Raw genomic sequence first — 17,350 nt, 5'->3', positions numbered from 1 at the left:
GAGCACAGCAGTGGAGACGCCAGCACCCGCCCGCCCGGGCACGCCCGGTGACGGTCCGTCGGCCGCGCCCGATCCGTTCGCGGCGCCCTCGTACCCGGCGGCCCCGGGGCCGTACGGGCAGCCCGGGGCGTCGGCCCGGCCCCGGCGGCGGTTCGGCACGGGAGCCGTGATCGGCGTGGTGGCTGCGGTCGGCGTGCTCACCGTCACGGCTGTGCTGTTGGCGACCAAGGGGCCGGCTGCCGTCCGCGAGGCGGGCGACCGGCTCCAGCAGGCAGAGCGGGCCGGGCGGCCGTGGGAGCCCGGGCAGTGCTTCCGCAGCGCGGACGGCGAGCTGCTGTCGGCCGAGGAGGTGCCCTGTGCCGAGCCGCACCAGGGGGAGGTCTTCGCCGGCTTCTCGCTCGGCGGGGACGCCTATCCGGGCGAGCAGGTGGCGCACACGCTGGCGCTGGCCGGCTGCCGGCGCCAGCAGTACGGATACCTGGGCGACCGGATGGCCGTGCCGACGGGTGTCCGGATCGGCTGGGTGATGCCGACCGCGGCCAGTTGGGCGCTCGGTGCGCGCCAGGTCGACTGCTACTACACCGAGGCCGAGCCCCGGACCGGGCCGATCGCCAAGCGGATCAGCCAGTACCCGCCGGAGCAGTACGACTATCTGGCGGCCGAGCTCGGGGTCAACCAGGTGATCTCCCAGTGGCCGACCCAGCAGCCCGAACAACTCCCGGACGGTTACCGGGAGTTCGCCCGAGACCTGGCCAAGGCGCTACGGGTGGAGTCGAGTCTGCTGGACGGCGTGAAGTGGAGCGACCGGCCGAAGCGTGAACTGTCTTCCCTGAAGCAGGAATTGGAGGCCGCCGCCGCCCAGGCAGACCAGGTGGCGGCGGCCCCCGACACCGCCCGGCTGACCACCGAGCTGGAGCGGCTGCGCCCCCGACTGCGGGGCGCGGCCGACCTCCGCTTCCGCTCCGCCCTCGGTCTGCCGGTGGCCCAGCCGGAGACCCGCGCCGCCTGATCGGACCGTCGGCAGCTCCGGGTGGTGGCACCCCGCTGCCCGGTCTGTGTCAATCGTCAGCGCGGCACAGCGGACCGTTGGCAGGGACGAGCTGGAAGTCCTCCTTGCGGATGGTTGTGAGGGTTTCGGATTCGGGCTGCCAGAGACGGACCCAGTCACCGCTCGAAGGGAAGTAGAGGTACGGCCGGGTGAGATCGATCGCCGTGCCCTGGAGCGGAGCCGGATCAGTGCTCAACGGACGCGGGCAGCTCAGTTTCGGGGCGATTCCGAAATACGGATCGGGTTGCTCGCCCTTGTGTGCGGCGACCGCCGCCCGGTCTGCCGCCCGGTAGGCGGGAATTGCGACCTGAGTCCAGAGAGAGGTGATGGTGACCATGAGGGCGACGGACACGATCCCGAGGCCGATGATCGCGCCGCCAAATGTCGAGAAGGCGTGCAGGTGGCGGGCGTAGCCGACCAGCGAAGCCACGACGGACGGTACTGCCGCGAAGATCCACGCCTTGACCCCGGCTGCGCCGAGCCAGATGGTGGGAACGAAGACGTCCTCCCGGCTCAGGTCGAATCTGTCCAGGTACATGACCTGGAGAATCAGGCCGGGGAGGGGGAGCAGGAGGATGAGCAGCGGGAAGAGCGTGGGGACCAGCCAAGCCAAGGTGGCACGCCAACCCAGGCCACGGAAGAGCAACCGGAAGCCGTTCACCGTCATCAGGACAGCGCCCAGCACCAAGGTGACGGGAAGCGCTTGGCGGGACGGCGCGGACCATCCGAGGGCGGCGCCCGCGAACAGTGGAAGGCAGGAGACCGGCCAGGCCACGAAGAGGCCGCGCCGGTAGTCGACGTTGGTTGAACGGGCGTTTCCCTCGGCGATGACCGCACCGGCGGGCAGGCCGAGCAGGAGCACTGTCGGCCCAGCCACGGTCAGCCACGTGATGACCGACGAGTCCAACGAGCCGAGGGTGATCCCCAGGACGAACAGAAGCATCGCGGCTGCGAGAAGGAACGGCAGCTGCAGGTGACGCGGGATCAGGGTCTGTCGTCCGCTGGTGTCGTGGGACTGTGCGGAGATGCCCCGCACGTTTGTGTGGGGCGGCGGTGTGACGCGTGGGTCCAGCTGTCTGCCGGCCAGGGAGGCCGCCTCAGCCAGTGGATCAGGACCGGGCTCGGTGAACACTTCCCGGCCGACGTCGAAGTAGCCGATCGTCGTCAGGAGACGGCCGAGGGCACCTCCTCCGAGCGGGCCGTGCGGCGCCGCGTGGACGATGCCGCGCTGGCGTTGCGGAGGGTCGGTCGGGATCCTCTCGATGACGCGGATGTCCACCTGCACAGGTGCGTTCCGGCAGATACGGTGCAGCTTGATCTGTGCTTCCACGAGTGCGCCGAGGCGCGCACCGGGAATTCCCACCTCGCAGATCCAGGTCTCGTCCGACGGGCGGGCAGCCGGCCCCGTAAAGGGAGTGACGGTCCATCTGTTCACTTCGAACAGTTTGCGGAGTTCGCCGATTCCGGAAAGGCTTCCGGTGACGCCTAGTTCCACGCGGAACCATTGGCTGTAAGAAACGTCCGAAGTTGACACAAGCCCCCCCTGGTTAGGGAGGTGACGATACATTGTCAATGTTTGGGTGGCAATCGATTTTCTATGCCGCCAGCAGCTCCGGGTGGTGGCGCTTCGTCACCTCGGGGTGGGCCCGGGCGTAGCCCTTCAGTTCGTTGCGGCCGAACTCGGCGAACAGCGGGTTGGCCGGGTCCTGGGTGGCGCCGGGGGCGTGGTGGGCCTGCGGGAAGTCGAGGGGCTCGATGTGGGCGTCCAGGCGGGGGTTGTAGAAGAACGGGACGGAGAAGCGCTCGCGGGCTCCGGTCGGGCTGACCACGCGGTGGCGGGTGGCCTTGAGGTAGCCGTCGGTGGCCACTTCGAGCAGCTCGCCGAGGTTGACCACGAAGGCACCGGGGAGCGGGGGGACGGCGAGGAAGGTGCCGTCGGGGAGCAGCACCTCCAGGCCGCCGACGGTGTCCTGGAGCAGCAGGGTGATGAAGCCGTAGTCCTTGTGGGCGCCGACGCCCTGGCCGGCGCCGTCGGGGGCGGTGCCCGGGTAGCGGACCAGCTTGAGCCGCAGGTGGGGGTGGCCGGCGAAGGCGTAGTCGTAGAAGTCGGGCCGGGCGCCGATCGAGGTGAGCAGCTCGTGCAGCAGCTTCGCGGCGACGGCGCCGAGGCGGTCGATCCAGTTGAGCGCGGCGGGGCGTAGTGCGGGGAGGGCGGTCGGCCACTGGTTCGGGCCCTCCAGCCACCAGTAGGGCTGCTCGCCCGGCCCGGGTACGTGCGGGGCCAGCTCGGCGCCGATGTCGAGCTGGTCGCGCCAGTCCTGGCTGCCGCCGGTCCGCTCGGTGCCGGTGCGGGTGTAGCCGCGGTAGTGCGGGGAGTTGAGGTTGCTGACGGCCAGGCGGTCGGCCTCCGGGAGGGCGAAGAAGTCGTGCATCGCGTCCGTCAGCCGGGTGGTCTCCTCGGGCGTCACGCCGTGGCCGGTGAGCTGGAAGAAGCCGACCTCGGTGGCGGCGGAGCGGAGGGCGTCGTGCAGTCGGGCGCGGTCGGCCGCGGAGCCGTCGGCGAGGGAAAGGTCGATGACCGGGAGGCTGGTGAGGTGCGCTGTCATGGCCGCCGTCCGTGGTGAGTGCCGCTGATGATCCGATGAACGGACACAGCACCAGGCTAGTGCCGGTTTGTTCCGCTCAGGGGGTTGACCCGTCCGGAATCCGGAGGAGACTGGACGTACACCCCGGGAACACCGGACGGGTCGCCCCCGCAGGCCGAGACGTCAGCCACGCCGCGCGATCAGGTCCAAGCCCCCCGGTCAGGCCCCCGGCAACTCCTCCGGGCGCGGCTCCGCGAGCGACGGCCACGGAACCGGCGGACGGACGGAAGTACCGGGGACTGCGCTGTCCGGGCCCGGTACCGTCCGGGCCCTGCGCACGGAGGGACGACGGGGCATGGGGGGTGAAGGGGCACGGAGGGGTGAAGGGGCTCAGTGCGGGAACGGGCACTTCGCGGCGGGGGCATCGGGCTCGAAGGTGCCCAGCTCGCCCAGCCGGTAGCCGTTCGGGTAACCCCGGACCTGGCGGCCGTCCCGGGCGAAGTGCGGCTTGCGGCGGGCGGGCAGCAGCTGGACGAAGCGACCGCGCAGTCGTATGCCGGTCCGGACGGCTGCGCGCAGGGCGGCCGGCGGGGCGGGGTAGCCGAACGCCTCCCGCAGCGGGTCGTCCAGCAGGCAGAGGGCGGAGAGCCGCATCTGCCCGCCGAGCGGGCGCGGGTACCAGCTCTCGGTGAGGTCCAGGGTCGCGTCCGAGACGGCCCGGCCGCCCGGGTCGTAGCCGAAGTGCGCGCGCTCGTAGTCGTCCAGCAGGGTCTCGAACTCCCGGTAGGTCTCCGGGATCTCGCGCAGGCCCATGTGCCGACCGAGCTCGCGGTAGTAGTTGACCGAGGCGCGGATCTCGTGCGGGGAGAACCGGCGCCAGCCGTAGTCGTCCATCCAGCGCTTGGGCACCACCACGAAGGTGGCCAGCACGTAGCGGAAGTCCTCGTCGGAGATCGCGTAGCGGCGGTGCATCTGGTTCATCCGCCGGATCGCCTCGCGGCCCGGCGCGGAGTCGAAGCCGTGCTCGACCACCGCCTCCAGGATCAGCACGGTGTCGTCGTAGCGCTTCTGCGCCCGCTCGGTGAACTCCCGGGTCTCGGCCAGCAGGCGGCCGATGGAGGGGACCGCGTACGTGCGGTAGAGGGCGAACCCGAGCGCCTGGTTGGTGTCCCAGGGGAACTCGTACTGGCCCATGATCCGGTAGATCTCCAGGTACTGGGTCTCCGGGTCGAGCCGGCGGATCCGCCGCAGCCACTCGTAGCGGTTCATTCGGGGGGTCCTTCCGGTGCGGACGGCTGGCTGCCGCGACCCTAGGGCGGCGGCAACCAGCCGGTCAACACGGCGATCTGACGCCCGATCAGCGGGGCTCGCCGGGGTAGGTGCCGAAGGACCAGAGGTTGCCCTCGGGGTCGCGGAGGGTGAAGTCCCGGGAGCCGTCCTTGCCGTAGTCGACGTCGTGCGGTGCGGTGACCACCTCGGCACCGGCCTCCACCGCCCGGGCGAACAGGGCGTCCGGGTCGCCGGTGACCACCACGTAGGCCCCGAAGCTGCCGGGGCGCAGCGGCCAGGGGTCGTCCTCGCCGCCCCGGACCGAGCCGAGCATGATGCCGCCGCCGGCCGGCCAGGAGAGCTGGGCGTGGTGCACGGTGTCGCCCTCGGCGTAGACGGCCGTCGCCTCGAAGCCGAAGGCGTCCACCAGGAAGCGGATCAGGGCGGGTGCGTCGGTGGCGCGCAGGCTCGGCCAGACCTGGGGCGGGGGCGGTTGGGTCATCTGACGTCTCCTCGGGGCGGCGGGTGGAGCACCGGTCGAGGAGAGCGTAGGACGGGGTGTCGTGCGGGGGGCGGATGTCGGCTCGGCGCGTCCGACCCCCGCACGACGGTCCGTCAGGAGCGCTTCCGTCAGCAGGCGTTCCGTCAGGAGGTGGTCCGACGGGTGGTGGTCCGACGGGTGGTGCGGCCCGTCAGGCGGTGTGGTCCGGTTCCGCGTCGGGGGCGAAGCTCGCGTAGTAGGCGGCGGCCATGTCCTGCTCGCCGTGGCCCTGGGCGGCGGCCCGCTCGAAGCGCTCGGCCGAGGCGGCGGCCACGTCCAGCCGGACGCCGTGCCGGGCGCCGGCCTCGACGATCAGGCGGGCGTCCTTGGCGGCGGTGGAGACGGCGAAGCTGGCCGGGCTGAGGCCGTCGCCGAGGATCAGCGCGGACTTGGCGTGCAGGTAGCCCATGTCCAGCGGGCCGCCGGCGATCAGGTCCAGGAAGGACTGCGGGTCCAGGCCCAGGCCGTGCGAGAGCGCGAGCGCCTCGCCGGCCGCGTTGGTGGCGGCCAGCACCCAGCTGTTGGCCACCAGCTTGAGCCGGGTGGCGGTGCCGGCCGCCGCGTCCTCGCCGGTCCACACCGTGCGGGCGCCGACCGCGTCCAGGGCGGGGGCCAGGGCGGCGCGGTGGGCGGTGGGGCCCGCCGCGAGCACGGTGAGCTGGCCGGCCTCGGCGGGGGCGCGGGTGCCGAGCACGGGCGCGTCGAAGAGCACCAGGCCGTGCGCGTCGGCGAGTCCGGCCAGTGCGGCGACGTCCTCCAGGCCGACGGTGGTGGACTGCAGCCAGAGTGCCCCGGGACGCAGGCCGGGCGCAGCCTGGCCGATCGCGGCCAGCACGGCCGGGCCGTCGTGCAGCATGGTCAGCACCAGGTCAGCGCCCTCGACGGCCTCGGCGGCGGTCTCCGCGATCCGGACGCCGTCGGCGGCCAGCGGTTCGGCCTTGGCCCGGGTGCGGTTCCAGGCGGTGACGGTGTGTCCGGCCCGGGCCAGGTTGCGGGCCATCGCCGCACCCATGATCCCGGTGCCGAGCACACCGACGGTGAGCCGGTCCGACATGACGTTCCCCTCTCGGTCATGGTTCCCCGGTGGTGAGCATACGTCTGACGGGTCGTCATGATCGGTCGGGGTGGCGCACAGGCCCCGGCCCGGCCGGGCCGGGGCGTGCGGGTCCAGGTCAGACCCGGGCCTTCGCCGGGGCGGCCGGGGCCGTGACCGGCGCGGGTCGGGCGGCCGGGATGGCGGCGGCCACCGCGGCGGCGGCCAGCGCGACGGCGGAGCCGATCAGCAGGGCGATCCGGAAGCCGTGCTCGGAGGGGAGCGCGCGGCCGTGGAAGTCGATGGTCAGCTGGGCCAGCACCACGCCCATCACGGCGGCCGAGACGGAGCTGCCGATCGAGCGCATCAGGGTGTTGAAGCTGTTCGCCGAGGCGGTCTCCTGCGGCGGCACCGCGCCCATGATCAGGGCGGGCATCGCCCCGTAGGCCAGGCCGACGCCGGTGTTGCAGACCAGCGAGGCCAGCAGCAGGCCCCAGGTGGAGCCGAGCAGCAGCTGCGCGGAGCCGTAGCCGAGCGCGATCACCAGGCTGCCGACGGCCAGCGTGACCTTGGGGCCCTTGGCGGCGGAGAGCTTGGCGCCGAGCGGGGCGAGCACCATCATGGCGAGCCCGGCCGGGGCCATCCACAGGCCCATCGCCATCATCGACTGGCCGAGGCCGTAGCCGGTGGCCTCGGGCAGCTGGAGGAGTTGCGGGACCACCAGGGACTGGGCGTACATCGCGAAGCCGACCAGCACCGAGGCCGCGTTGGTGAGCAGCACCTGCGGCCGGGCGGTGACCCGCAGGTCGACCAGCGGGTCGGTGGTGCGCAGCTCCCAGACGCCCCAGAGCAGCAGCAGGGCGAGCGCGGCACCGAGCAGGCCGAGCGTGGTGGCGCTGCCCCAGCCCCAGTCCGAGCCCTTGGAGACGGCGAGCAGGAGCGAGACCAGGGCGGCGCCGAGGCCGAGCGCGCCGGGCAGGTCGAAGCGGCCGGCGGGCGCGGAGCCGACGGACCGTCCGACGGGGACGACCCGGGCCACCAGTACGGCGACCAGCAGGCTGAGCCCGGCGGCCACCCAGAACAGCACCCGCCAGCTGGCGTGCTCCGCCACGGCGGCCGAGAACGGCAGGCCGAGCGCACCGCCGACGCCCATCGAGGCGCTCATCACGGCGATCGCCGAGCCGAGCCGCTCGGCCGGCAGCAGATCGCGCAGCAGGCTGATGCCGAGCGGCACGATGCCCATGCCGACGCCCTGCAGGCCGCGCCCGACGATCATCGGCAGCACCGAGGAGGAGAGCGCGCAGACCACCGAACCGGCGATCAGCGGCACGGTCGAGACCAGCAGCATCCGGCGCTTGCCGTACATGTCGCCGAGCCGGCCGGCCACCGGGGTGGCCACGGCGGCCGAGAGCAGGGTGGCGGTGATCACCCAGGAGGCGTTCGAGGCGGAGGTGGAGAGCAGCGCGGGCAGGTCGCCGATCAGCGGCACGACCAGCGTCTGCATGATCGCGGCGACGATGCCGGCCAGCGCGAGGACGCCCGTGACGGCTCCGGCGCGGGGGTGGTGTTCGGGCGGGTTGTCGGGCACGGGGGCTCCTCGCGGGTGCGGCAGGCAGGCGTCGGTACCCGTGCACCGTACATCTGATGTGCATCATGCACAACGCATGTATGGTGCACAGTGTCGTGGTATACCTGCTGGTGGGAGAGGTGCCGCCGCAGGGAAGGACACGTGTGATGGAGAGGCCCACCCAGCAGGTCGAGTTCGAGACCATGCTGCTCGGCCGGCACAGCCACCTGAGCCCGCGCGGCCGGCGGGAGGGCGGGCTGGACCGCAGTGCCTACATCCTGCTCAGCCGCCTCGGGGTGGAGGGGCCGATGACGATCGGTCAGCTGAGCGAGGCGTTCGGGCTGGACGCCTCCACGCTGAACCGGCAGACCGCCGCGATGACCAAGGCCGGTCTGCTCGAGCGGATCCCGGACGAGGGCGGCGGCATCGCCCGCAAGTTCCGGGTCACCGCTGAGGGCGGGCGGGCGCTGGAGCACGAGCGGGCCGAGATCGTCGGCGGGCTGGAGACGGTGCTGGCCGACTGGAGCGAGGAGGACGTGGCCGCCTTCGCCGGGTACCTGCAGCGCTTCAACGGCTCGATCGAGCGGATCTCCGGTCGGCCCTGGCCCCGGCCCTGACGGGCCGTCGGCGTCGTGACGTGCCGGAGGGCCGGACACCCCCCGTACGGGTGTCCGGCCCTCCGTGGTCCCTCGGTCAGAACTGCAGCGACCAGGCGTTGACGTAGCCGGTGTCGTTCACCGCGTTGTCGGTGACCCGGAGCTTCCAGGTGCCGTTGGCCGCCTCGGAGGAGGCGTTCACGGTGTAGGTGGCCTGCACGTTGTCCGCGCTGTCGTTGGCGTTGTAGTCCTTCAGCAGGTACGCGCTGCCGTCGGGGGCGATCAGCTGGAGCCGGAGGTCACCCCGGAAGGTGTGCCGGACGTCCACGGCGACGGAGAGGTTGGCCGGGGCGTTGCCGGTCACGCTGGTGACGGAGACCGGGGACTCCACGGTGGTGTTGTCCTTGATCTGGTAGTCGGCGGTGTTCTCGAACTTCTTGCCGGTGGGCGGCGGGGTGGTGCCCCCGCCGCCCACCTTCAGCAGCCGGTTCGGCGAGCCGCTGCCGGCGTTGGTGACCTTGCCGGTGGTGGCGTCCGCGACCAGCTGGTCCCGCACCTGCTGCGGCGTCCAGGACGGATTGGCCGCGAGCAGCAGCGCGGCGGCCCCTGCGGTGTGCGGGGAGGCCATCGAGGTGCCGTTCATGCTGGTGCTCGCCGAGTCCCCGCTGTTGGAGGCGGAGACGATGGCCGACCCGGGGGCGAACAGGTCCAGGCAGGTGCCGTAGTTGGAGTACGAGGCGCGGGAGTCCGAGGAGTCGGTGGCGCCGACGGTGATCGCCGCACCGAGCGAGGCGGGCGAGGAGGTGCAGGCGTCCTTGGAGCTGTTGCCCGCCGCGACGGCGTAGGTGACGCCGGAGGCGATCGACTTGGCGACCGCGTCGTTCAGGGTCTGGTCGGTGTCACCGCCGATGCTCATGTTCGCCACGGCGGGCTTGGCCGCGTTCGCGGTCACCCAGTCCACGCCCTTGATGACGGTGGACCAGGGCGCCGAGCCCTGGCAGTCCAGCACCCGGACGGAGACCAGCTTCACGCCCTTGGCCACGCCGTAGGAGGAGCCGCCGACGGTGCCCGCGACGTGGGTGCCGTGGCCCTGGCAGTCCGAGGCGTTGGAGTCGTTGTCCACGAAGTCGTAGCCGCTGACGGCCCGGCCGCCGAAGTCCTGGTGGGTCAGCCGGACGCCGGTGTCGATCACGTAGGCGGTGACGTTGGACGCGGTGGAGGGGTAGGTGTAGGACTTGTCCAGCGGCAGCGCCGTCTGGTCGATCCGGTCCAGGCCCCAGGACGGCGGGTTGGACTGGGTGCCGGTGACGTGCGCCAGCCCGTCCGCCTCGACCCGGCGCACGCCCGGCTCGGCGGCCAGCCGGCGGGCGGCGGCCGGGGAGAGCTTCACCGCGAAGCCGTTCAGTGCGGCGGTGTAGAGCTGGGTGGTGCTGCCGCCGTGACGGCCCGCCAACTGCTGCGCCCGGGAGGCGACTTCGGTGCTGCCGACGGAGTCGGCGAAGGTCACGATGTACGAGCCCTCGATCACGCCGGGGCGGTCGGTGCCGAGCACGGTGCCCTCGGCGGCGACGGCCGGGGCGGCGGAGAGCAGGGGGGCGGCGAAGGTGGCGAGCAGGACGGCTGCCGCCGTGGCTGTGCTTCGGAGCTTCATGTGGGGGTCTCCAGGAGCGGGGGTGAGGGGGATGGTGGGCGGCGGTGCGCCGACCGGTACGCCGGGCGCGGGCCGCCCACCGGGCCGCGGCCGCACCGGAGTCGGGTGGGGCGGTGCGGGTGCCGTTCGGCCGTTGGGCTAGAGCATCGGGCCCGGCGGCGCACGGCAGCCAGGGGCGGGCGCACCCAGAGAAGGGCTGCGGGGCACCCAGAAAACCGGCTGCGGCGCGAGTGGCACCGGGGGTGATGTGGGTGGGGCGCCGTACTGTCGAAGTCCGTTGTGGAGGAGGACTTCTGATGCGCAAGGTGACCTACTCGCTGGGCCTGTCGCTGGACGGCTACGTGATGGACCAGGGCGGTGGCATCGACTGGGCGGCCCCGGACGAGGAGGTGTTCCGCTTCTGCATCGAGGAGGTGCGGGGCGTGGGCACGCACCTGATGGGGCGTCGGCTGTACGAGACGATGCTCTACTGGGAGGACCCGGCGGTGGTCAACGACGACGCCGAGCGGGAGTGGGTGGGCGTGTGGTGCCCGCTGCCCAAGGTGGTCTTCTCGCGCACCCTGACCGAGGTCCGGGGCACCGCCACCCGGCTGGCGCGGGGCGGCCTGGCCGAGGAGATCGCCCGGCTGCGCGCGGAGCCGGGGGAGGGCGACATCGCGATCGGCGGCGCGGAGCTGGCCGTCCAGGCGGCCGACCTGGACCTGATCGACGAGTACCGGGCCCGGGTCTACCCGGTGCTGCTCGGCGGCGGCACGCCGTTCTTCGCCCACGCCGGCCGGCACGTGGACCTCGACCTGGTGGAGACCCGGACCTTCGCGTCGTCGAGGGTGGTCTACCTGGGCTACCGGGTGGTGCGGTAGCCGGGGTGTCGGCCCTCCTCCCTAGGGTGCGGGGGGAACGGACGACGAGGAGGACACCGTGGGAGCGAAGACCGCGCTGGTGGTGTACGCGGACGGGGACGTACCGGAGCTGCTGAAGGCGGTCGGGGCGCCCGACCCTGAGCGGACGGCCGAACTGGTCCGGCGGCTGTACCCGGGGCAGGTGGTCGAGGAGGCCGGGGAGTCGACCCTCTGGGTGGAGGCACGGCCGCCGGAGGGTCTGGTGTACGCGGGCTGTTGGCCGGGCGTCGAGGTGGTCTGCGACCGTCGGGTGATGGTGGACCGGCCGACGTCGGAGCTGCCGCCGGAGGTGCTGGCGGCGGGGGCCGGGCGGCGGCGGATGGTGCTGCACGCGATGCACAGCGTGGTCGACTGGCTGGCCTTCGCGGTCTGGGAGGACGGGCGGCTGGTCCGGGCGCTGAGCGTCTCTCCGGATGACGGTGTGATCGAGGACGTGGGCGAGCCCTTCGCCTTCGAGCTGCCCTACCGGGCGGGCGAGCGGGCTCTGGAGGACGACGAGGACGACGGGCCGTACCCGCTGCCGTACCACCCGCTGGAGCTGGCGGAGGACGCCCTGCGCGGGTTGGTCGGCTTCGTGATGGAGGACTGGCCGAAGCCCGGTGACCTGGACGCCGGACAGGTCCGCCTGCTCGGCTTCCGGGTCCGTGCGTGAAGCCGACGGGCACTCAGCTCCCGGTCTGGGGAACGGCGTCGGCCGTCGCGCCCGCCTCGCGCAGGCGGTGGACGAGCTTCAGCACGTCGCTCTCGGGGAGCCCCAGCACGAAGGTGACCGGCGGGGTGGCCGTCACGGCCTGCTTGGCGCGCCACAGCCCGAGGGAGGCGATCGCGGCGTACGCCCTGGTCACCGCCAGCGGGTCGGGGCCGATGTCGGTCAGGACCAGGTCGTGCGGGACGTAGTGACAGTCGAGCGTGGCGTACCGGGTCTCCTCGGTCATGCCGTCAGCCTAGTGGCGGTCCTGAGCACACATCAGGTGTCGGTGTCCGGTGGGGTGAGGGCCGGGGCGAGGGCGGTGCGGGAGGGGACGGCGAGCTTGCGCATGGCGTTGGCGATGTGGTGTTCGACGGTGCGGTGGGAGAGGACCAAGCGGTCGGCGATCTCGGCGTTGCGCAGGCCGGTGGCGGCGAGTTCGGCGATCTCCCGCTCGCGGGGGGAGAGGGCGTCGCCGTAGGGGCGGCGCCCGCCCCGGGTGGGCGGGGTGATGCCGTGGTCGCGGAGCAGGGTGCGGGTGCGGGTGGCGTCCCAGGTGGCGCCGAGGGTGGTGAGGAGGTCGAGGGCGGCGAGCAGGTCGGGGGCGGCGTCCTGAGGGGTGGTCAGCGTGTGGCGGCCACGGGCCAGGCGGGCGCGGGCGCGTTCGTAGGGGCGGTCGGCGGCGGCCCAGGCGGCCTCGGCCTCGGTCCACGGCTCGGGGTGGTCGGCGAGCAGGGCCCGGCAGGTGGCGAGGGCGGCCAGGGCGCCGGGGGCGTCGCGGCCGGCCAGGCCGTCGGCGAACTCGCTGGTGAGCGCAGCGGCGGAGGGGTGGTCGCCGAGGACGGTGAGGGTCCGGACGGCGGCGGGGACCAGTTCGGAGGCCCAGACCCAGGCCTCGATCCGGCGGAGCGCGTCGAGGGCGGGGCGGGTGTGCTCCCAGGCCCGGGCGGGCCGGCCGGCGGTGAGTTCGAGGCGGGCCAGGGCGCCGGCGGAGGCGGCGGTGACCATGCCGGTGTCCTGCCGGACGGTCTGCCGGGCCTGGACCAGGTGCTGCCGGGCGGTGCCGGTGCGGCCGGTGGCCAGCGCGTGCAGGCCGCGCAGCAGGGTGGCCTCGGCAGCCAGGTCGGGGAGGTCGGCGTAGTCGGCGGCGGCTGCGGCGGCCCGGTCGTCCAGCTGCTCCCAGCGGCCGCCGGTCCAGTCCAGCAGCAGCCGGGCGGTGTGCGCCAGGCCGCAGTAGTAGGGGCTGTCGGCGCCGGCGAGGAGCTCGTCCACCCGGGCCAGGAAGCGGGCGGCGGCCTGCGGGTGGCCGAGCACCACGCAGGCGTGCGCGAGGTTGGCGTGCGCCCGGGTGAGGTGGAGCCGGCCGACCGGCGAGCCGGCTTCGGCGGGTAGTGCGCGGACGGCGGCCCAGGCGGCCGGGTCGGCGATGAACATCAGGGTGCTCACCCGGTTCGCCTGGACCGCGAGCCGGGTGTCGGCGTCACCGATCTCGGCCGCCAACTCCTGGGCCCGGCCGAGCCATTGCAGGTGACGGTGGAACGGCCAGCCGCTCACCGAGGGGATCGCCAGTGCGGACATCGCCCGGGCCGCCAGCTCCGGTCGGGCGGTCAGATCGGTGATCGCCTCGGCGATCTCCTCCCGGCCGGCCACCCCGGCCCCGGCCTGGTTGCGCAGCAACATGCCGGTGTTGAGCCGGAGTTCGCCCCGGAGCAGGGTGGGCAGCGGCTCACGGGCCAGCACCTCGCGGAGGAACGGCACGGTGCCCGGGCCGGGCCGGCCGGTGAGCGCGGCCCGGCTGAGCTTGAGCGCGAGCCGGGCCTGCCGTCCGCCGCTGGAGGCCCGGGCGGCTCCGTCCAGCAGCTCGACCGCCTCCGGCCCGTGCCCGGCCCGGGCCGCCTCGTCGGCCGCAGCCTCGGCGTACTGCGGCCACTGCGGGGAGGCGGCCAGCCGGTGGTGGCGGGCGAGTTCGGCCAGCGGGGCGCGGTCGGGGCCGGAGCGCAGCCGGCGGGCCGCGCGCAGGTGCAGCTGGCGGCGGCGCTCCGGGCCGGTGAGCTCGGCGGCGGCGGTCCGGGCCAGGGGGTGGGCGGGGGTGACGGTGCCGTCCGGGTGCCCGGTGAGCAGTCCGGCCTCGGTGGCGAGCGGCAGCGCGGTGGCGGCTGCGCCGGGCGGCAGTCCGGCCACCGCGGCCAGCGTGGGGGCGCTGACCGGGAGCTCCAGGATGGCGGCTGCCTGGACCAACTGCTGTGCCTGGTCAGATAGTTCGGCCATCCTGCCGAGCAGTTCGCGGCGGGCGGCGGGTGGCAGTGGCGGGACCTCGGAGCAGCCCGTCGGGGCGGCGGCCAGCAGCGCGGAGGCCAGGCCGGGTAGGCCGTTGGTGCAGCGCAGCACCTCGGCCAGCAGCTCCGGTGTCTCCGGTACCCGCCGTGGCAGCAGGGCGAGTTGGTCGAGGGTGAGCGGTTCGACCCCGATCTCGACGGCCGGGGTGCGGGTGTCGGTGAGCAGACCGGCCAGGGTCAGCTCGGCGGCGGGGGAGCGACGGCTGGTCAACACCAGCCTGGCGGCCGGCGGCCGGGCCGCCAGGTGGCGGAGGAAACGGAGGGTCAGCGGATCGGCGGCGTGCAGGTCCTCCAGCACCAGCACCGGCCGCAGCTCGTCCAGTAGGGCGGCCAACCCCCGGAATACCAGGTGGAGTTCGGGTCCGGCGAGGGGCGGCGGCAGCTGTCCGGCGAGCTCCGGCAGCAGGCCGTGCAGCGCACCGGTGACGGCTGGCAGGGCGGCCTCGGTGAGCAGTGCCCCGGCCGGGGCGAGCGCGTCCACCACCGCGCCGAGCGGGAAGCCCGCGCCGCCCCCGGTGCACCGGCCGGTCAGCAGCGGCCGCCCGCCGGGCAGCGGCAGCCGGGCCAACTCGCCCACCAGCGCGGTCCGTCCGGCCCCGGCCGGGCCGGTGATCAGCACCACTCCGGGCGGACCGGCCAGCGCGGCGGCGAGTTCGGTGAGCAGTGCGTCCCGTCCGACCAGCGGTACCGGGGTCGGGACGGGTCTGGCTGGGCGCACGGCTTCCTCCCTGGTCGGACCGCTCGCACCGCTCGGGGGCAGCGGGCGCCCACCCTAGCCCGGAGCCCGGGGGTGCGGGGGGTGCGGAGGAAAGTTCCGTGGTCCGCCGGAGTTTTCTGGGTGGCCGGTCCGGTGGGGACTTCGGGGCCGGTTCAGAACAGCGTGGTCCAGACGTGCTGCCAGTCGGTCACGGCCTGGGCGATCGGTGAGGTGGCACCGATCGCCGCACCGGCCCGGGCGATCGCCTCCAGGGCGAGGCGGGCCCGGGACCGGAGGCGGCGGTCGGCCGGGTCGGCGGCGGCCTCGGAGACGTCGGCCAGGTTGTCCAGCAGCTCCGCGCGCTGCTCCTGGGTGAGCGCGGCCTCCTGCTGGATGGCCGAGCTGAGCGCGTCGATGGCGGCCACCGAGCGGTCGTCGCCGCGGGCCATGATGGCCGCGACGTTGGCACCGATGATCTGGATGGTGTCGGCGATGTTCACCTGGCCGACGTGGCCGTTGAAGGTGACCGGCGGGCGGGGCTCGCCCATGCCGGAACGGTCGGTGTACTCCTGCATGCGGTCCGATACCTCCTTGAGGTAGTTCAACGCCAGTGCGGTGTAAGCGAGGTGGAGACGGCGGTGGGCGTCGTGGGTGACGGTGCCGGCCGGCCACTGCCCCATCCGGCGGGCGCCCTCGGTCAGTTGCTCGAAGCGCCGGGACACCTCGGTGGTCAGGAAGCCGGTGAGCAGCTCGCCGCCGAGGTCCCGGTCGGCGGCGTCCGGGTCGGCGGCGCCGGTGGCGAGCGCCGCGAACCGCCGGGTCCGGGCCACCAGGAAACCGGTGAGGCGTTCGTCGATCGCGGAGGGCGAGACGTGCGCCTCGAACCGGGCGTCCCGGGGCGGTCCGACCGGCGGGCCGGGCTCGACCGGGTCCGAGCCGTCCAGCCGGTCGGCCGCCCGCCCGAGCAGGTCCTCCAGCTCCCGCAGCAGGCGCGGCCAGTCCGGGGCCGGCCGGACCGGGAGGTGCAAGGGGCCGGCGTAGGCCAGGTCGCTCGACGGGTGGTCGAGCCAGTTGACCGCCTCCGACGTCGTCCGCTCCACCCTGGCCAGGGCGTCGGCGGCCGGGTGAAGGACCGTCAGGACGCTGTGCCGGGCGGCCGACCAGGCGCGCACCCGGCGGATCAGGTCCGCCGCCGCGTCCGTCGGGCGCGAGCCGGTCTCCTCCGGCTGCCAGCCCAGTCGGCCGCCACGCGGTCGGAACGCCGCCGCCGTGCAGCCGCCGTCCGGCAGCGCCCGGGCCCGGCCGGCCAGCTGCCGGGCCTCGGCGGAGACCGCGCGGGCCAGCAGGGTCACCGTCTCGGCGAGCAGCCGCCGGGCGCCGTCCGGATCGGGCAGGGCCACCGTCCGGCCGGTGCGCAGCACAGCGGGGCGGAGGGCGATGTGAGCCGACCGCCCGCCGTCCGGGGCGCGGTCGGCCGGAGCCGGCCGGTACCGGGCGTGGTCGCCCGCCGGGACCAGCGGGTAGGTGTGCCAGCCGCGCATGGCACGGTTCAACTCGTCCTGCTCGCGCTTGCGTTCGGCGGCCGCCCGCTCCGGCGCGCTCCGCTGCCAGTAGGCCGATCCGAATCCGATGGCCCCGATCCAGAAGATCACGGTCGAGAGCGGGCCGTTGGCTTCGGAGAGCAGGACGACGGTCAGGAGCCACAGTGCTATCCCGCAGCCCATGCACCACCCCCCGTGTGTGCCGCGCCCCTCCATCATTCCGCCCGGGCCCGGCCCCAAACCCGGAGCTCAGTCCTCCGGCAGGTGGGCCAGCATCCGTTCCATGCCGTTGACCCAGTTGGCGCGCAGGGCGGCGGTGGCGCCGGGGAGGTCGCCGTCCAGCAGCCGGCGGGCGATCTCGCAGTGCTCCTCGGACTGGCGGGCCACCGGCTGGTCCTCCGGGATGACCAGGTTCTCGTAGCGGCGCATGCCGGCCTTCACCCGGCCGAGCAGGTCGAGCAGCCGGCCGTTCGGGCAGCCGCTGAGCAGCAGGCCGTGCCACTCGTCGTCGAGTCGGTCCACCACCGAGTGCTCGGCCATGGCGTCGGGGAAGCCCTGGGCCAGCTCCAGCAGGCGCGGGGCGACCGTGGCCAGGTGGCCGGGGTCGGAGGACTCCAGCGCCAGGGACTCCAACGCGGCCACGATGGCGACGAGTTCGCGGAACTCACGGCGGCTGACCGGGGCGAAGCGGAAGCCGCGGCCCTGGTTGCTCTCCAGTACGCCCTCGCCCGCGAGGGTGATCAGTGCCTCCCGCAGCGGGGTCCGGCTCACCCCCAGGTCGGCTGCCAGGACGGCCTCGTTGACGTCGGTGCCCGGGGCGAAGTCGCCCCGGGTCAGCCGGTCCATCAGCTCGTCGCGGATCTGCTCGCGCAGTGGTCGACGCTCGATCACCATCGGGC

The 17,350-nt window shown here is 73.8% G+C and carries 15 protein-coding genes; 4 read left to right on the top strand and 11 right to left on the bottom strand.

The window, feature by feature from the left end:
* Positions 1 to 10: 10 nt before the first annotated feature.
* Positions 11 to 1,009: a septum formation family protein gene (locus ACIRBX_RS18310; protein ID WP_402297848.1), complete on the top strand. Its 999-nt coding sequence runs from the start codon at positions 11 to 13 to the stop codon at positions 1,007 to 1,009.
* Between the two features lie 49 nt (positions 1,010 to 1,058).
* Here ACIRBX_RS18310 and ACIRBX_RS18305 read toward each other — a convergent pair whose 3' ends face one another.
* The 6 genes from ACIRBX_RS18305 to ACIRBX_RS18280 form a co-directional block, all read right to left on the bottom strand.
* Complete coding sequence (locus tag ACIRBX_RS18305; RefSeq protein WP_402297847.1) at positions 1,059 to 2,543, bottom strand: hypothetical protein; 1,485 nt, start codon at positions 2,541 to 2,543, stop codon at positions 1,059 to 1,061.
* 100 nt (positions 2,544 to 2,643) lie between these two features.
* Complete coding sequence (locus ACIRBX_RS18300) at positions 2,644 to 3,654, bottom strand: isopenicillin N synthase family dioxygenase (RefSeq protein WP_402297846.1); 1,011 nt, start codon at positions 3,652 to 3,654, stop codon at positions 2,644 to 2,646.
* 369 nt (positions 3,655 to 4,023) lie between these two features.
* The gene (locus ACIRBX_RS18295) at positions 4,024 to 4,902 is read right to left on the bottom strand and encodes an oxygenase MpaB family protein (protein ID WP_402297844.1); all 879 of its coding nucleotides are present in this window, start codon (positions 4,900 to 4,902) and stop codon (positions 4,024 to 4,026) included.
* A gap of 88 nt (positions 4,903 to 4,990) precedes the next feature.
* Positions 4,991 to 5,404: a VOC family protein gene (locus tag ACIRBX_RS18290; RefSeq protein ID WP_402297842.1), complete on the bottom strand. Its 414-nt coding sequence runs from the start codon at positions 5,402 to 5,404 to the stop codon at positions 4,991 to 4,993.
* A 190-nt stretch (positions 5,405 to 5,594) separates the two neighbouring features.
* The gene (locus ACIRBX_RS18285; RefSeq protein ID WP_402298419.1) at positions 5,595 to 6,578 is read right to left on the bottom strand and encodes an NAD(P)-dependent oxidoreductase; all 984 of its coding nucleotides are present in this window, start codon (positions 6,576 to 6,578) and stop codon (positions 5,595 to 5,597) included.
* 37 nt (positions 6,579 to 6,615) lie between these two features.
* On the bottom strand, positions 6,616 to 8,064 hold the full coding sequence (locus ACIRBX_RS18280; protein WP_402297841.1) for an MFS transporter: 1,449 nt from the start codon (positions 8,062 to 8,064) through the stop codon (positions 6,616 to 6,618).
* Positions 8,065 to 8,210: 146 nt separating this feature from the next.
* On the opposite strand from ACIRBX_RS18280, the gene ACIRBX_RS18275 reads away from it, so the two are divergent.
* On the top strand, positions 8,211 to 8,660 hold the full coding sequence (locus tag ACIRBX_RS18275) for a MarR family winged helix-turn-helix transcriptional regulator (RefSeq protein WP_402297839.1): 450 nt from the start codon (positions 8,211 to 8,213) through the stop codon (positions 8,658 to 8,660).
* 76 nt (positions 8,661 to 8,736) lie between these two features.
* Here the strand turns inward: ACIRBX_RS18275 and ACIRBX_RS18270 are convergent, their stop codons facing one another.
* Entirely contained in the window at positions 8,737 to 10,290 is a 1,554-nt protein-coding gene (locus ACIRBX_RS18270; protein WP_402297837.1) for a S8 family peptidase, read from the bottom strand.
* Positions 10,291 to 10,586: 296 nt separating this feature from the next.
* Here ACIRBX_RS18270 and ACIRBX_RS18265 point away from each other — a divergent pair, with 296 nt between their 5' ends.
* A complete protein-coding gene (locus tag ACIRBX_RS18265) occupies positions 10,587 to 11,150 on the top strand; it encodes a dihydrofolate reductase family protein (RefSeq protein ID WP_402297836.1) in 564 nt (187 codons plus the stop codon).
* Between the two features lie 58 nt (positions 11,151 to 11,208).
* Positions 11,209 to 11,841, top strand: coding sequence for a DUF6928 family protein (locus tag ACIRBX_RS18260; protein WP_402297834.1), 633 nt, complete (start codon positions 11,209 to 11,211; stop codon positions 11,839 to 11,841).
* Positions 11,842 to 11,854: 13 nt separating this feature from the next.
* Here the strand turns inward: ACIRBX_RS18260 and ACIRBX_RS18255 are convergent, their stop codons facing one another.
* The 4 genes from ACIRBX_RS18255 to ACIRBX_RS18240 all read right to left on the bottom strand — a co-directional run bounded on the left by ACIRBX_RS18255 (position 11,855) and on the right by ACIRBX_RS18240 (position 17,345).
* Positions 11,855 to 12,124 (bottom strand): ribosomal protein L7/L12, encoded by a 270-nt coding sequence (locus tag ACIRBX_RS18255; RefSeq protein ID WP_402297833.1) that lies wholly within the window; start codon positions 12,122 to 12,124, stop codon positions 11,855 to 11,857.
* Positions 12,125 to 12,156: 32 nt separating this feature from the next.
* Positions 12,157 to 14,931: an AAA family ATPase gene (locus tag ACIRBX_RS18250; protein WP_402297831.1), complete on the bottom strand. Its 2,775-nt coding sequence runs from the start codon at positions 14,929 to 14,931 to the stop codon at positions 12,157 to 12,159.
* Between the two features lie 152 nt (positions 14,932 to 15,083).
* Complete coding sequence (locus ACIRBX_RS18245) at positions 15,084 to 16,634, bottom strand: hypothetical protein (protein ID WP_402297829.1); 1,551 nt, start codon at positions 16,632 to 16,634, stop codon at positions 15,084 to 15,086.
* A gap of 66 nt (positions 16,635 to 16,700) precedes the next feature.
* A complete protein-coding gene (locus ACIRBX_RS18240; RefSeq protein WP_402297826.1) occupies positions 16,701 to 17,345 on the bottom strand; it encodes a GntR family transcriptional regulator in 645 nt (214 codons plus the stop codon).
* Between the last annotated feature and the right edge of the window lie 5 nt (positions 17,346 to 17,350).

The sequence above is a fragment of the Kitasatospora sp. NPDC096147 genome (assembly GCF_044763225.1).
Lineage (GTDB): Bacteria > Actinomycetota > Actinomycetes > Streptomycetales > Streptomycetaceae > Kitasatospora.
The sequence above is the reverse complement of the archived record's forward strand: the minus strand, read 5'-3'. Positions and strand labels throughout refer to the sequence as shown.